Raw genomic sequence first — 15,631 nt, 5'->3', positions numbered from 1 at the left:
GCGGCGCCCCAAATCGGGTCCCCCCAGGTCCGCGCTGACGGTCGCACGATCATGGGAACATGTGTTCTATTCTGTGGCCAGTGCTACCGAGGAGGCGTCATGCGCTGGGAGAACCTGTCCGACGGGCCGCGCCGGGGCGCCGCGGACGCCGCGCTGTTCGGCGCGGACGCGGTGACCACACGGACCTTCGACACCCCCGAGTTCCGCGGGGTCACCTTCCACGAGATCCGGGCCAGAACGATCGTGAGCCGGGTGCCGGGGGCGTCCCGCATGCCCTTCGAGTGGACGATCAACCCCTATCGGGGCTGCACGCACGCGTGCGTGTACTGCTTCGCCCGCAAGACCCACAGCTATCTGGACCTCGACACCGGGCTCGGCTTCGACAGCCAGATCGTCGTCAAGGTGAACGCCCCGGAGCTGCTGCGCCGCCAGCTCGCCTCGCCCCGCTGGCGCGGCGACCACATCGCGATGGGCACGAACGTCGACTGCTACCAGCGCGCGGAGGGCCGCTACCGGCTGATGCCCGGCATCATCGAGGCGCTGCGCGACCACGCGAACCCGTTTTCGATCCTCACCAAGGGCACGCTGCTCCTGCGCGACCTCGACCTGCTGCGCGAGGCCGCCGCCGTCACCGACGTCGGCATCTCGATGTCGGTGGGCTTCCTCGACGAGACGCTGTGGCGCACCGTGGAGCCGGGCACACCCGCGCCGGGGCGCCGCCTGGAGGCTGTGCGGGCGCTGAGCGAGCACGGCATCGACTGCGGCGTCCTGATGGCGCCGGTGATCCCGTTCCTCGGCGACCACCCGGACCAGCTGCGGGCCACGGTGCGGGCGATCGCCGAGGCCGGGGCGACGTCGGTGACCCCGCTCGTGCTGCATCTGCGGCCCGGCGCGCGCGAATGGTTCATGGAGTGGCTGGAGCGCCACCACCCGCATCTGGTGCGCCGCTACGAGCGCCTGTACGCGGAGGGCGCCTACGCCCCCAAGTGGTATCAGCGGCGGATCACCCGCCAGGTGCACGAGCTGGCCGAGGAGTTCGGCATCGGCCCCACGCGCGCGGGCGCCGCCCGCCGCATCCGTGCGCCCCGGGAGCCCGAAACAGCGTCAGGAGCCACTCAGCTGACGCTGTTGTGACCCCGCACGCCCTTCTGGGCGCCCGAGTGGCCCACGGAGCATAGGGGCAGGCGTCCAGGAGATGCTCCTTTCAGGTCATTTATCTCCAGAACGTCTCCTTCCGGGCAGGGTTTCCGGGACCATGCGGCGGGGGTCGTGGGCCGCACGGCCCCGGAACCCTCCGTCCTGGGAGGCTCGATGAGAAGAAGCGCCGTCTCTCTGTGCGGCGTCGCCGCCTTGGTGGCCGGTCTCGTCACGGTGGCCCCGTCCACGGCGGGCGCCGACCCGCGGACCGCTCCGCGCGCCCCGTACACGCCCAAGCCCCTCGTGTGGAAGAAGTGCGCGACGCCGTCCTATCCGAAGCTGGAGTGCGCGTCCCTGAAGGTGCCGCTCGCCTACGAAGACCAGCGCCACGGGCACGGCCGCCAGATCACGCTCGCCCTCTCGCGCGTGCGGCACACCGCGAAGCCCTATCAGGGCCCGCTCCTGGTCAACCCGGGAGGGCCCGGCGGCAGCGGTCTGACGATGGCCGGGGCCGTCGCCGCCGGACTGCCGAAGAAGGTGGCCGCGCGCTACGACGTCGTGGGCTTCGACCCGCGCGGCGTCGGCCGGAGCACCCCGTCCCTCAACTGCCGCCCGGGGCACTCCGCACCGGTGCGGCCCGATTCGGTGCCGGCCACGCCCGCCCTGGAGCGGGCCAACCTCGACCGGGTGAAGGCGTTCGCCAAGGCGTGCGCGAAGAAGCACCACGACCTGCTGCCGTACATCGACACGGTCAGCGCGGCCAGGGACCTGGACGCGATCCGGGCGGCGCTCGGCGCCCGGAAGATCAACTACTTCGGGTACTCGTACGGCACGTACCTGGGTGCCGTCTACGCGAAGCTGTTCCCCCAGCGCGTGCGGCGCATGGCACTGGACTCCGTGGTCGACCCGACGAACGTCTGGTACGAGGCCAACCTCACGCAGGACTTCGCCTTCGACGCCCGCCACCAGGCGTTCCTGGCCTGGGTCGCCAAGCACCACGCGGTCTACAAACTCGGCAAGGACCCCGCGAAGGTCGAGGCGAAGTGGTACGCGATGCGGGCCGCCGTCGCGAGGAAGCCCGCGGGCAAGAAGGTCGGCGCGGCCGAACTGGAGGACACCTACCTGCCGGGCGGCTACTTCAACGGCTACTGGCCCCTGCTCGCCGAGGCGTTCGTCGCGTACACCAAGGGCAAGACAGGACCGCTCGTGAACGCCTACGACACCCTGGGCGCCGTGGACGCGGCGGGCGACAACGGCTACTCGGTGTACACGGCCGTGGAGTGCAGGGACGCGTGGTGGCCCCGCGACTGGAGCCAGTGGCGCGAGGACAACTGGGCGGTGCACAAGAAGGCGCCCTTCATGACCTGGAACAACGCCTGGTACAACGCGCCGTGCGCGTTCTGGCCCACCCTGTCCCAGCAGCCGACGGACGTCTCCAACTCCGCCCTGCCGCCCGTGCTGCTCTTCCAGGCGACCGACGACGCCGCCACTCCCTACGAAGGCGCGATCACCCTGCACCGCAAGCTGCGCGGCTCCCGCCTGGTGGTCGAGTGGGGCGGCGGCAACCACGGGGTCACGCTGAGCGGGAACGCCTGCCTCGACCGGCATCTGGCGGCGTACCTCGACAAGGGCAAGGTGCCGCAGAGCGGTGGCGAGGTCGACGCGGTGTGCAAGGCGCTGCCCGATCCGAAGCCGCGCGGCACGCGCTCCGGCAGCGGGGCGGCGCGCGGCGCCGAACTGCACGGGATGCTGGGATTCCGGGGCTGAGCCACACCCAGTCCGGGACGAACGGCCCACCGCGCCCGGGGCGTTGTCAGACCCATGGTCCACCATGGGGATCATGAGCCGACTTACGCACCTCCACGCCCCCGACGGTGTCGCGCCCGCGACGGCGTACACCCACGTCGTGACGGGCACCGGCCGCCTGGTCGCCGTGTCCGGCCAGCTCCCCCTCGACGAGCGGGGCGAGCTGGTCGGCGCGGGTGACGCGAAGGCGCAGGCCCTGCGGGTGTTCGAGAACCTGCGCCGCTGCCTGGCCGCCGCGGGCGCCACCTTCGACGACGTGATCAAGCTGACGTACTTCGTCACGGACATGGCGCACATGCCCGCGGTGCGCGCCGCACGGGACGCCCACCTAGACCCGCGGCGGCTGCCCGCGTCCTCGGCCGTGCAGGTCGCGGCGCTGATCGCACCCGAGTTCCTGATGGAGATAGAGGCGCTGGCCGTCGTGCCGGAGGAGACCGCCGGGGAATCCTGAGCGGAGCGTCCGCCGCGCGCCCCGCGCGGGTCACCGCGCACCGCCGCGCGGGTCACCGCGCATCCCCGCGCGGGTCACCGCGCACCCCCGCGCCGGTCACCGCGCAACGCGCGTGGGTCACCGCGAAACGCGCGCGAGGGCCGCCGAGGCCGCCGCCGCCAGGCGCGGATGGGCACAGGCCGCCGTGAGCACCGGGATCGCCCGCGCGTCCCCGAGCGCGCCGAGGCCCTCCACACAGGCGAGCGCCACCTTGCCGTAGGGGTCGTTGGGCGTCAGGCGGCGCTGGAGCGTGACGATCAGCGCGGGCGCCGACTCCGGGGCGCGCAGCTCGGTGAGCAGCCGCACCGGGTGCAGCGCGTAGGCCACGCGCAGTTCGTTCGTCGCGAGCGCGGCGGCCGCGCGGGCCGTGCGCGGATCGGCGAGCCGGGCGAGCGCGTACGCGGCGGCGGCGCAGCGCGGCGGATCCCGGTGGTTGAGGAGCAGCACCAAGGGCTCGAAGGCGCGCTTGTCCCCCGCCGCGCCGAGCCGGACCGCCGCCAACTCCCGTGCCCACAAGGGCTGTCCCGCCTCCTGGAGCGCCCCCGCGAGCGCGTCCGGATCAGCGACGGCCAGCAGCCTCTCGTACGCTTCCAGTGCCCCCGACGCCGCCGCCTCGCGCCGTAAGCGACCCGTCACCGTCCGCAACTCCGCATCCATGCGGCGAGCCTAGTCGCGACGGAGGTCACAGGCACCGGGGGCTGGCGCGCTCGTTACTCGCCGGTTAATCTCAGGTGAGCGGGGCACACTCCTCGCGGACAGCTTTCTCAGCTCCTGACGGCCTGGTGACGCAGCCGTCGCGAGTGTTGTCGGTTCGGTACGCACGTACCGCAGGACGGCGTGGCTTCGGGACAGGGCCCGCCGGTTCATCCCTTCGCGCAATTCACGCACGCCGTACGCCACTTCACGCCGCTCGCGTGGCTTCCACGCGCGCGCTGACGTGTCCGGTGCGCCCCTGCCACGCGCCCCGCGCGTGCGCCCCTCAGTCGTCACTCTTTTCCCTGGAGTCCCCGCATGGACACTCCCTCCGCCAGTGCGTCCCGTACCTCCCTGGGCACGGTCGCCGTCGTCGGCCTCGGCACGATGGGCGCCGGCATCGCCGAAGTGCTCGCCGTCGCGGGCCGCGAGGTCATCGGCATCGACGTCAGCGAGGAGGCCGCCGCGCACGCCGTCGCCGCCCTTGAGGCCTCGACGGCGCGTGCCGTGCGCCGTGAGCGCCTCACCGAGCGGCAGCGCGCGGACGCCCTCGCCCGCTTCCGCACCTTCACCGACCTGCGGGCCGCCGCCGACGCCGACTTGGTGATCGAGGTCGCCCCGGAGTCGTACGAGATCAAGCAGCGGATCTTCCGCGAGCTCGACGGGATCGTCAGGACCGACACGATCCTCGCGACCGGCACCAACGCGCTGTCCGTGACCCGTCTCGCCGCGGAGTCGGCCCGTCCGGAGCGGGTGCTCGGGCTGCACTTCTTCAATCCGGCGCCCGCGATGAAGCTCGTCGAGGTCGTGTCGTCCGTGCTGACCGCCCCGGCCGCCGTCGCCGCCGTCACCGAACTCGCGGGCGCGCTCGGCAAGGAGCCCGTCGCGGTCGGCGACCGCCCCGGCTTCGTCGCGGACGGTCTCCTTTTCGGCTATCTCAACCAGGCCGCGGCGATGTACGAGGCGAAGTACGCGACGCGCGAGGACATCGACGCCGCGATGCGGCTCGGCTGCGGCCTTCCGATGGGGCCGCTCGCGCTGCTCGACCTGATCGGCGTGGACACCGCCCGCACCGTCCTCGACGCCATGTACGCCGAGTCGCGGGACCGGCTGCACGCGCCCGCCCCGATCCTCAAGCAGCTCAGCGAGGCGGGCCTGACCGGGCGCAAGGCCGGTCGCGGCTTCTACACGTACGCGGAGCCCGACAGCTCCGAGGTGGTGCGGGACGCGCTGACGCCCGTCGAGGGGGCGCGGCAGGCGCGGGGGCGCGAGGTGCGCTCGGTGGGCGTGGCCGGGTCCGGAACGATGGCGTCCGGCATCGCGGAGGTCTTCGCGAAGGCCGGGTACGAGGTGGTGCTCGCCGCCCGCAGCGAGGAGAAGGCCGCGACGGCCAAGAACCGTGTCGCCACATCGCTTTCGCGCTCCGTCGCCAAGGGCCGGATGACCGCGGAGTCGGCCGCCAAGACGCTGGACCGGATCGTGCCGAGCGGCTCGTACGAGGCGTTCGCCGAGGTCGACCTCGCCGTGGAGGCGGTCGCGGAGGACCTGGAGGTCAAGCGGCAGCTGTTCGCGACGCTCGACAAGGTCTGCAAGCCGGGCGCGGTCCTCGCCACCACGACCTCCTCGCTGCCCGTGGTCGCCTGCGCCCGCGCCACCTCGCGCCCCGGGGACGTGATCGGCCTGCACTTCTTCAACCCGGCGCCCGCGATGAAGCTCGTCGAGGTGGTGCGGACGGTGCTGACCGCCGACGAGGTGCACGCGACGGCCAGGGAGCTGTGCGCGACGCTCAAGAAGCACCCGGTGGACTGCGGGGACCGGGCCGGGTTCATCGTGAACGCCCTGCTGTTCCCCTACCTCAACAACGCGATCAAGATGGTTCAGGAGCACTACGCGTCCCTGGACGACATCGACGCGGCGATGAAGCTGGGCGGCGGCTACCCCATGGGGCCCTTCGAGCTCCTGGACGTCGTGGGCCTGGACGTGTCGTTGGCCATCGAGAAGGTGCTGCACCGCGAGTTCCGCGAGCCGGGCCTCGCGCCCGCCCCCCTCCTGGAGCATCTGGTGGCCGCGGGCTGCCTCGGCCGCAAGACGGGCCGTGGCTTCCGCGAATATGCCCGGCGCTGACGGGTCCGCGGAGGCCGGGGCCGGAGCGTACGACGCCGCGCGCGGCGGGCGCGCGGACTGGGGCGGGCTGCTCGAACCGTCGGGCGGCCCCGTCCCACGGGCGCACTCAGCTGCGCACATGCAGTACGTTCGGGGCATGTCCAAGGCCGCCAAGTCCTCACGTACGACCGCTACGCCCGACGCTCCGGAGAGCGCCGCGGGCAGCCGTGCCGCCGCCCAGCGGCTCAAGATGCGCCGCGAGCTGGCGGCCGCGGCCATGGAGCTCTTCGCGACCAAGGGCTACGAGGCGACGACGGTCGACGAGATCGCCGCCGCGGCCGGGGTCGCCCGCCGGACCTTCTTCCGCCACTTCCGTTCCAAGGAAGAGGCGATCTTCCCCGACCACGACGACACGTTGATCCGCGCGGAGGCCGTGCTCAACGCGGCGCCCGCGCACGAGCACCCGCTCGACACCGTGTGCCGGGGCATCAAGGAAGTCATGAAGATGTACGCGGCCTCGCCCGCCGTCTCCGTGGAGCGCTACCGGCTCACGCGCGAGGTGCCGACGCTGCGCGAGCGGGAGATCGCGTCGGTGGCGCGCTACGAGCGCCTGTTCACGCGGTATCTGCTCGGCCACTTCGACGAGCACGCCCACCACCACGGCAACGACGACCCGCTGCTCGCGGAGGTGGCGGCGTCGGCCGTCGTCACGGCCCACAACCACGTGCTGCGGCGGTGGCTGCGCGCCGGGGGCCAGGGAGACGTGGAGGGGCAGCTGGACCACGCCTTCGGGATCGTGCGGCGCACCTTCGGGACGGGGATCCCCGCCGGGCGGGACACGGTGCCCTCCGGGCCCGCGGCGACGGTCTCCGACGGCGGCGAGGTCCTGGTCACCGTCGCCCGCACGGACGCGCCCCTGGACGAGGTCATGCGCACGATCGAGAAGGCGCTGCGGGACCGCGGCTGAGGGCCGCGCCACCGCCGCGCCACCGCCGCACCCCCGCCGCATCGCCGTCGCACCACCGCCGCATCGCCGTCGCATCGCCGTCGCATCCCCACCGCACCACCGCCACGCCGCGCGCACGTACTCACTCGCCGGACGGGCTGACTATCTACCGGCAGGTAGTCAGCCCGTCCGGCTTTTGCATGCCCTCTGACCTGCAATGATCGATCATCGCTCAGATGAACCCACCCGGTGACAACTGAGAGAAACTATTGGCACTGAGTGTCTTGCCGACTGGCACGCGGTGTCATACGTTGATGTTGTCCGGGTGGCCGGAGCGTGGACAACACCCGCGCACCGGCTGTCCCCGCAAGCCTCGGCGAGCGCACCCGGACGCCTGCGTCACAGGCACCCTCCGCGCCCCACCACGGCGCCGCCAGAGCACCACCTCCGCCGAACCGACGGCACCGCTCCTTCGAACCCTTCGAGCACTCGAACCCTTCGAAGCACCACCCCGACGTACCCCTCAGAGCGCCCCGCCCGGGGCGCCCTTCGCCGGAGGCAACCCATGCAGGAAATCCTGGACGCGATCCAGTCGCCGGACACGACGGCCGCCGACTACGCCGCGCTGCCGCTGCCCGAGTCGTACCGCGCGGTGACCGTGCACAAGGACGAGACGCAGATGTTCTCGGGACTCGCCACGCGCGACAAGGACCCGCGCAAGTCGCTGCACCTGGACGACGTGCCGGTGCCCGAACTCGGCCCGGGCGAGGCCCTGGTGGCCGTGATGGCGTCGAGCGTGAACTACAACTCCGTGTGGACGTCGATCTTCGAGCCGATGTCGACCTTCGGATTCCTGGCGCGCTACGGCAGGGTCAGCGAACTGACGAAGCGTCACGACCTGCCGTACCACATCATCGGCTCCGACCTCGCGGGCGTCGTGCTGCGCACCGGCCCCGGCGTGAACGCCTGGAAGCCCGGCGACGAGGTCGTCGCGCACTGCCTGTCCGTGGAGCTGGAGTCCTCCGACGGGCACAACGACACGATGCTCGACCCCGAGCAGCGCATCTGGGGCTTCGAGACCAACTTCGGCGGCCTCGCCGAGATCGCCCTGGTCAAGTCCAACCAGCTCATGCCCAAGCCGGACCACCTCAGCTGGGAGGAGGCGGCGGCTCCCGGCCTGGTGAACTCCACCGCGTACCGCCAGCTCGTCTCGCGCAACGGCGCCGGGATGAAGCAGGGCGACAACGTGCTGATCTGGGGCGCGAGCGGCGGACTCGGCAGTTACGCCACCCAGTTCGCGCTCGCCGGGGGCGCCAACCCCATCTGTGTGGTGAGCAGCCCGCAGAAGGCCGACATCTGCCGTGCCATGGGCGCCGAGGCGATCATCGACCGCAACGCCGAGGGCTACCGGTTCTGGCAGGACGAGAACCACCAGGACCCCGTGGAGTGGAAGCGGTTCGGCAAGCGCATCCGCGAGCTGACCGGCGGCGAGGACGTCGACATCGTCTTCGAGCACCCCGGGCGCGAGACGTTCGGCGCCTCGGTGTACGTCACGCGCAAGGGCGGCACCATCGTGACCTGCGCGTCCACGTCCGGATACCAGCACGAGTACGACAACCGCTATCTGTGGATGTCCCTGAAGCGCATCATCGGCTCACACTTCGCCAACTACCGCGAGGCCTGGGAGGCCAACCGGCTCATCGCCAAGGGCAAGATCCACCCGACGCTTTCGAAGGTGTACTCCCTGGAGGAGACCGGGCAGGCCGCGTACGACGTGCACCGCAACCTCCACCACGGCAAGGTCGGCGTCCTCGCGCTCGCCCCCGCCGAAGGCCTCGGCGTGCGCGACCAGGAGATGCGCGAGAAGCACATCGACGCCATCAACCGCTTCCGGAACATCTGAGGCCCCTAGATGACTGAGCGCCAGAAGGACCGGCCGTGGCTCATGCGGACCTACGCCGGTCACTCCACCGCCGAGGCGTCCAACGAGCTCTACCGGCGCAACCTCGCCAAGGGCCAGACCGGACTCTCGGTCGCCTTCGACCTGCCGACGCAGACCGGCTACGACCCGGACCACATCCTCGCGCGCGGGGAGGTGGGCCGGGTCGGCGTCCCCGTCTCTCACCTCGGCGACATGCGGCGGCTGTTCCAGGACATCCCCCTGGAGCAGATGAACACCTCCATGACGATCAACGCGACCGCCATGTGGCTGCTCGCGCTGTACCAGGTCGTCGCGGAGGAGCAGGGCGCCGACATCGGCCTCCTCCAGGGGACGACGCAGAACGACATCGTCAAGGAGTACCTGTCCCGCGGCACCCACGTGTTCCCGCCGGGTCCCTCGCTCCGGCTGACGACGGACATGATCTGCTACACGGTCAACCACATCCCCAAGTGGAACCCGATCAACATCTGCAGCTACCACCTGCAGGAGGCGGGGGCCACCCCGGTCCAGGAGATCGCGTACGCGATGTCCACGGCGATCGCCGTCCTCGACGCGGTGTTCGCCTCCGGCCAGATCCCCGAGGACCGCAAGGGCGACGTCGTCGGCCGCATCTCGTTCTTCGTCAACGCGGGCGTCCGCTTCGTCGAGGAGATGTGCAAGATGCGGGCCTTCTCCCGCATCTGGGACCGGGTCACCCGCGAGCGCTACGGCGTCGTGAACCCCAAGCAGCGGCGCTTCCGCTACGGCGTGCAGGTCAACTCGCTCGGCCTGACCGAGGCACAGCCCGAGAACAACGTGCAGCGCATCGTCCTGGAGATGCTCGCCGTCACGCTCTCCAAGGACGCACGCGCGCGTGCCGTGCAGCTCCCGGCCTGGAACGAGGCCCTGGGCCTGCCCCGGCCCTGGGACCAGCAGTGGTCGCTGCGCATCCAGCAGGTCCTCGCGCACGAGTCGGACCTCCTGGAGTACGAGGACATCTTCGCGGGCTCGCACGTCGTCGAGGCCAAGGTGGAGGCGCTGGTCGACGCGTCCCTGGAGGAGATGGACCGCATCGAGCAGATGGGCGGCGCGATGGCGGCCGTCGAGTCCGGATACCTCAAGTCGCAGCTGGTGTCCTCGCACGCGGAGCGCCGCGCGCGGATCGAGGCGGGCGACGAGAAGATCGTCGGTGTCAACGTCTTCGAGTCGACGGAGCCGAGCCCGCTGACCTCCGACCTGGACACGGCGATCATGACGGTCGACCCCGCGGTCGAGGCGCGCGTGGTGACCGCGGTGGGCGACTGGCGCACCACCCGTCAGGAGTCCTCCGACCGGCAGGGCGGCGGCGACCCGTTCCACTTCCCGACCGTCCAGCAGACCATCGACCGGCTCAAGGAGGTCGCGGCGGGCACCGGCAACCTGATGGAGGCCACCCTGGAGTGCGCGCGCGCCGGTGTGACCACCGGGGAGTGGGCGGGCGCCCTGCGGGAGGTCTTCGGCGAGTTCCGGGCGCCCACGGGCGTCTCCGGGGCCCCGGTGGCCGTCACCGCCGAGGCGGGCACGCCGCTCGCCGTTGTCCGCGAGAAGGTCGAGAAGACGGCCGCCGACCTCGGCACCGGCAAGCTCCGCTTCCTGGTGGGCAAGCCGGGCCTCGACGGGCACTCCAACGGCGCCGAGCAGATCGCGGTCCGCGCCCGTGACGCCGGGTTCGAGGTCGTCTACCAGGGCATCCGGCTCACGCCCGAGCAGATCGTCGACGCGGCGCTCGCGGAGGACGTGCACGCCGTGGGCCTGTCGATCCTGTCCGGCTCGCACGCGCAGCTCGTGCCGGACGTCCTGACGAGGCTGCGCACGGCCGGGGCGAACGACATTCCCGTGATCGCCGGCGGCATCATTCCCAGCAGCGACGCCGAGGACCTGAAGGCGGCGGGTGTGGCCGCCGTGTTCACCCCCAAGGACTTCGGCATCACGGAGATCATCGGTCGTATCGTCGACGAGATCCGCAAGGCGAACCACCTCGACCCCCTGGAGGTCCCCGCATGACTCAGCAGCCCCCGGCCGTGAACCGGCTCCGCCCGCGCCGCTCCTGCCTCGCGGTCCCCGGCTCCAACCCGCGCTTCCTGGAGAAGGCCCAGGGCCTGCCCGCCGATCAGGTCTTCCTCGACCTGGAGGACGCGTGCGCGCCCCTGGCCAAGCCCGAGGCGCGGCACACGATCGTCAAGTTCCTCAACGAGGGCGACTGGACGGGCAAGACGCGGGTGGTGCGCGTCAACGACTGGACGACGGAGTGGACGTACCGCGACGTCGTGACCGTCGTTGAGGGCGCGGGCCAGAACCTTGACTGCATCATGCTGCCCAAGGTCCAGGACGCCCAGCAGGTCGTGGCCCTTGACCTGCTGCTCACGCAGATCGAGAAGACGATGGGCTTCGAGGTCGGGCGGATCGGCATCGAGGCGCAGATCGAGAACGCGAAGGGTCTGGTCAATGTTGACGAGATCGCCGGTGCCTCGTCACGTCTTGAGACGATCATCTTCGGCCCCGCGGACTTCATGGCGTCGATCAACATGAAGTCGCTCGTCGTCGGCATGCAGCCGCCCGGCTATCCGGCGGACGCGTACCACTACATCCTGATGCGCATCCTGATGGCGGCCCGCACCCACGATCTGCAGGCGATCGACGGCCCCTTCCTCCAGATCAAGAACGTGGACGGCTACCGCGAGGTGGCCCAGCGCGCGGCGGCGCTCGGCTTCGACGGCAAGTGGGTGCTGCACCCCGGCCAGGTGGACGCCGCCAACGAGGTGTTCTCGCCGTCCCAGGAGGACTACGACCACGCCGAGCTGATCCTGGACGCGTACGCGTACTGCACGTCCGAGGAGGGCGGCAAGAAGGGCTCGGCGATGCTCGGCGACGAGATGATCGACGAGGCGAGCCGGAAGATGGCGCTGGTCATCGCGGGGAAGGGTCGTGCGGCGGGGATGCGGCGCACGAGCACGTTCGAGGCTCCGGAGGCGTAAGGGACATGCAGTTCGGCCGCACCTACGAAGAGTTCGAAGTCGGCGCCGTGTACAAGCACTGGCCTGGCAAGACGGTCACCGAGTACGACGACCACCTGTTCTGTCTGCTCACCATGAACCACCACCCGCTGCACATGGACAGCAACTACGCGGAGAAGACGACCGACTTCGGGAAGAACGTCGTCGTGGGCAACTACATCTACTCCCTGCTGCTCGGCATGTCCGTGCCGGACGTGTCGGGGAAGGCGATCGCCAACCTGGAGGTCGAGTCGCTCAAGCACGTGGCGCCGACCTTCCACGGCGACACGATTTACGGGGAGACGACGGTCCTCGACAAGACGCCGTCCAGGTCGAAGTCGGACCGCGGCATCGTCTACGTGGAGACCAAGGGCTACAAGCAGGACGGCACGCTGGTCTGCGTGTTCCGCCGCAAGGTGATGGTGCCGACCGAGACGTACATCAAGGAGCGCGGCGGCGAGCAGCCCGGCCGCCCGGACCTGAAGATCCAGGAGAAGTAGCCATGAGCCGACTCGCCCAGACCCACGGCCTCACCGACGTGCAGCGGGAAATCCTGGCCACCGTCCGTGACTTCGTCGACAAAGAGATCATCCCGGTCGCCACGGAGCTCGAGCACCGCGACGAGTACCCGCAGGCGATCGTGGACGGACTCAAGGAGTTGGGCCTGTTCGGCCTGATGATCCCCGAGGAGTACGGCGGGCTCGGCGAGTCGCTCCTGACGTACGCGCTGTGCGTGGAGGAGATAGCGCGCGGCTGGATGTCGGTGTCCGGCATCATCAACACCCACTTCATCGTGGCGTACATGCTCAAGCAGCACGGCACGCCGGAGCAGCGGGAGCACTTCCTGCCGCGGATGGCCCTCGGCGAGGTGCGGGGCGCGTTCTCCATGTCGGAGCCGGGGCTCGGCTCCGACGTGTCGGCGATCACGTCGAAGGCGGTCAAGGACGGCGACGAGTACGTCCTGAACGGTCAGAAGATGTGGCTGACCAACGGCGGAACGTCAACGCTGGTCGCCGTGCTCGTCAGAAGTGACGAAGGACACTCCGCGGCCGAAACGGCGTCGGCGCCCCATCGCTCGATGACGACCTTCCTGGTGGAGAAGGAACCGGGCTTCGGCGAGGTCCGCCCGGGTCTGACCATCCCGGGCAAGATCGACAAGATGGGGTACAAGGGGGTCGACACCACCGAGCTGATCATGGATGACCTGCGTATTCCGGCCAATCGCGTGCTCGGCGGCGTCACGGGCCGGGGTTTTTACCAAATGATGGACGGCGTCGAGGTCGGCCGCGTGAACGTAGCGGCGCGTGGCTGCGGCGTCGCTCAGCGTGCTTTCGAGCTCGGCGTCTCTTATGCCCAGCAACGGCACACTTTCGGCAAGCCCATCGCCCAGCACCAGGCAATTCAGTTCAAGCTCGCCGAGATGGCTACCAAGGTCGAGGCCGCCCATGCGATGATGGTGAACGCAGCACGCAAAAAGGATTCCGGGGAGCGAAACGACCTGGAAGCGGGGATGGCAAAGTACCTGGCATCCGAATACTGCAAGGAAGTCGTAGAGGACGCGTTCCGGATCCACGGCGGCTACGGCTTCTCCAAGGAGTACGAGATCGAGCGTCTGTACCGCGAGGCACCGATGCTGCTGATCGGTGAAGGGACCGCCGAGATTCAGAAAATGATCATTGGCCGACGACTCCTCGAAGAGTATCGACTTCAGGGCTGAATGCCCGTTTTGGGGCGGTTTCTTCGAGATCACATCGAGAAGAAGATCACACTCAGTCAGCACGCACCGGCGGCCGACTCGGCTTCCTGGCTTGCCCAGTTGTGGCTCGCTACCGATACGATCCCGGGAAAGCCGCCGTCCCCCCGTATGCAGTGCGGCATCATCCGCTACGAAGGTCATCCATGCCCCACAGCCAAACCTCTGCACCTCGCGACAGCCTGGCCGGCGTACGCCTCGCGCGCGGAGCATCGCCGTGGCTCCTGCCGACCGTCGCCACCGCGGCCCTCAGCCTGGCCCGCGCGCGCCGGTCCAAGGTAGCCGCGACCCTCGCCGTTCCGACCACCGCACTCGCTGCGGGCATGCTGTGGTTCTTCCGCGACCCGGAGCGCGAGATCACCCGGGGCAGGGTGATCTCGCCCGCCGACGGCGTCGTCCAGAGCATCATGCCGTGGAAGGACGGGCGCACCCGCGTCGCGATCTTCATGAGCCCGCTGAACGTCCACGTCAACCGCGCGCCGCTGGCCGGAACGGTGACCTCCGTCGAGCACATCCCCGGCGGTTTCGTCCCGGCGTTCAACAAGGAGAGCGAGAACAACGAGCGCGTCGTCTGGCACTTCGACACCGAGCTCGGCGACATCGAGATGATCCAGATCGCCGGCGCGGTGGCCCGGCGCATCGTGCCGTACGTGCCCCAGGGCACGAAGGTGGAGCAGGGCGAGCGCATCGGCCTGATCCGCTTCGGCTCGCGCGTCGACATCTACCTGCCCGAGGGCGTGGACGTGGATGTCGAGGTCGGGCAGAAGACCGTGGCTGGGGTGACTCGCATTGACCGTGACTGATCCCGAGGCACAGACGGGCTGGGTGCCCGAGGCCGCCGAGGACGAAGCCGATGAGGAGATGCCGCTCTCGCTCCGCCTTTCGATAGCGGACACCCTCACGCTCGGCAACGCCACCTGCGGCTTCATGGCGGTGTACTTCACCACCACGGGCATCCTCATCCCGCACCTCACGGGCAGTGACGAGTCGGGCATGGCCCGCCACAGCGCGGCCACGGCCGTGATCCTGATGCTGTGCGCGGCGGTCTTCGACCTGTTCGACGGGCTCGTCGCGCGCAAGCTGCGCAGCTCGCCGATGGGCGCGGAGCTGGACAACCTCTCGGACCTGATCAGCTTCGGTCTCGCACCCGCGTACTTCGTGCTCGTGTACGGGATGGTCGCCGACGACGCGCACCAGCGGGTCGCGGCGGTGGGTGCGATCGTGGTGCTTCTCGCGGTGGTGCTGCGCCTCGCGAGATTCTCCTGCGTGACCTTGCGCGACGGCGTGTTCCAGGGGATGCCGTCGCCCTTCGGGGCGCTGACGGTGGTCTCCATCGTGCTCCTGGAGCTGCCCTTCGTGGCCACGCTCCTCGCGATCATCGGCACGGCGTGGCTGATGGTCAGCCGGGTCGAGTACCCGAAGCCGCGCGGCCCCCTCGCGGTGGCCATGCTGGCGTGGATCGTCTCGGCGATGGGGCTGCTCGCGGCGTGGGCGTTCGACGCGCCGGGCGGGCAGCTGCTGCTCCAGACCGGCTGCGCGCTGCAGCTGGTCCTCGGCGCGGTGATCCCCCTCTTCGCCACGGCCCGCAGGGTGAACAACTTCCGGGACAACCGGCGCGAGGCGCGGGCGGCACAGCTGCCGTAGCGCTTGAGCTGACACCGGGTGGGCCCGAACCTTCGAGGTTCGGGCCCACCTTTTTCGTGCCCGCCTTCGCTCCCGCCTCCGGGCCCGCTTCCGCTCCCACCTCCGG

At 70.2% G+C, this 15,631-nt stretch carries 13 protein-coding genes; 12 read left to right on the top strand and 1 reads right to left on the bottom strand.

Annotated elements, in window-relative coordinates; translation table 11 throughout:
• The first annotated feature begins 99 nt into the window (after positions 1–99).
• The 3 genes from AC07A4_RS16905 (at position 100) to AC07A4_RS16895 (ending at position 3,394) form a co-directional block, all read left to right on the top strand.
• The gene (locus AC07A4_RS16905) at positions 100–1,134 is read left to right on the top strand and encodes an Rv2578c family radical SAM protein (RefSeq protein ID WP_478598754.1); all 1,035 of its coding nucleotides are present in this window, start codon (positions 100–102) and stop codon (positions 1,132–1,134) included.
• Between the two features lie 177 nt (positions 1,135–1,311).
• Complete coding sequence (locus tag AC07A4_RS16900; RefSeq protein WP_478598752.1) at positions 1,312–2,904, top strand: alpha/beta hydrolase; 1,593 nt, start codon at positions 1,312–1,314, stop codon at positions 2,902–2,904.
• 73 nt (positions 2,905–2,977) lie between these two features.
• Positions 2,978–3,394: a RidA family protein gene (locus AC07A4_RS16895; RefSeq protein WP_478598750.1), complete on the top strand. Its 417-nt coding sequence runs from the start codon at positions 2,978–2,980 to the stop codon at positions 3,392–3,394.
• A gap of 117 nt (positions 3,395–3,511) precedes the next feature.
• Here AC07A4_RS16895 and AC07A4_RS16890 read toward each other — a convergent pair whose 3' ends face one another.
• Entirely contained in the window at positions 3,512–4,090 is a 579-nt protein-coding gene (locus AC07A4_RS16890) for an adenylosuccinate lyase (protein WP_478598748.1), read from the bottom strand.
• A gap of 354 nt (positions 4,091–4,444) precedes the next feature.
• Here AC07A4_RS16890 and AC07A4_RS16885 point away from each other — a divergent pair, with 354 nt between their 5' ends.
• The 9 genes from AC07A4_RS16885 to pssA all read left to right on the top strand — a co-directional run bounded on the left by AC07A4_RS16885 (position 4,445) and on the right by pssA (position 15,525).
• A complete protein-coding gene (locus tag AC07A4_RS16885) occupies positions 4,445–6,250 on the top strand; it encodes a 3-hydroxyacyl-CoA dehydrogenase family protein (RefSeq protein ID WP_478598746.1) in 1,806 nt (601 codons plus the stop codon).
• Positions 6,251–6,386: 136 nt separating this feature from the next.
• A complete protein-coding gene (locus AC07A4_RS16880) occupies positions 6,387–7,196 on the top strand; it encodes a TetR family transcriptional regulator (RefSeq protein WP_478598744.1) in 810 nt (269 codons plus the stop codon).
• 544 nt (positions 7,197–7,740) lie between these two features.
• Entirely contained in the window at positions 7,741–9,078 is a 1,338-nt protein-coding gene (ccrA, locus tag AC07A4_RS16875) for a crotonyl-CoA carboxylase/reductase (protein WP_478598741.1), read from the top strand.
• A 9-nt stretch (positions 9,079–9,087) separates the two neighbouring features.
• Positions 9,088–11,139 (top strand): protein meaA, encoded by a 2,052-nt coding sequence (locus AC07A4_RS16870; protein WP_478598739.1) that lies wholly within the window; start codon positions 9,088–9,090, stop codon positions 11,137–11,139.
• Entirely contained in the window at positions 11,136–12,110 is a 975-nt protein-coding gene (locus AC07A4_RS16865) for an HpcH/HpaI aldolase/citrate lyase family protein (RefSeq protein WP_478598737.1), read from the top strand. Before AC07A4_RS16870 ends, AC07A4_RS16865 begins: the two co-directional genes overlap by 4 nt.
• Before the next feature lie 5 nt (positions 12,111–12,115).
• Positions 12,116–12,628, top strand: a complete 513-nt coding sequence (locus tag AC07A4_RS16860; protein WP_478598734.1) for a MaoC family dehydratase — start codon at positions 12,116–12,118, stop codon at positions 12,626–12,628.
• Positions 12,629–12,630: 2 nt separating this feature from the next.
• The gene (locus AC07A4_RS16855; protein WP_478598732.1) at positions 12,631–13,845 is read left to right on the top strand and encodes an acyl-CoA dehydrogenase family protein; all 1,215 of its coding nucleotides are present in this window, start codon (positions 12,631–12,633) and stop codon (positions 13,843–13,845) included.
• 182 nt (positions 13,846–14,027) lie between these two features.
• A complete protein-coding gene (locus AC07A4_RS16850) occupies positions 14,028–14,684 on the top strand; it encodes a phosphatidylserine decarboxylase (protein WP_478598729.1) in 657 nt (218 codons plus the stop codon).
• A complete protein-coding gene (pssA, locus tag AC07A4_RS16845) occupies positions 14,671–15,525 on the top strand; it encodes a CDP-diacylglycerol--serine O-phosphatidyltransferase (RefSeq protein ID WP_478598726.1) in 855 nt (284 codons plus the stop codon). Before AC07A4_RS16850 ends, pssA begins: the two co-directional genes overlap by 14 nt.
• Positions 15,526–15,631: the final 106 nt, after the last annotated feature.

The organism is Streptomyces sp. NPDC043996 (assembly GCF_056435225.1).
Note: the sequence above shows the minus strand (reverse complement) of the source record. Positions and strands in the feature narration are given on the sequence as shown.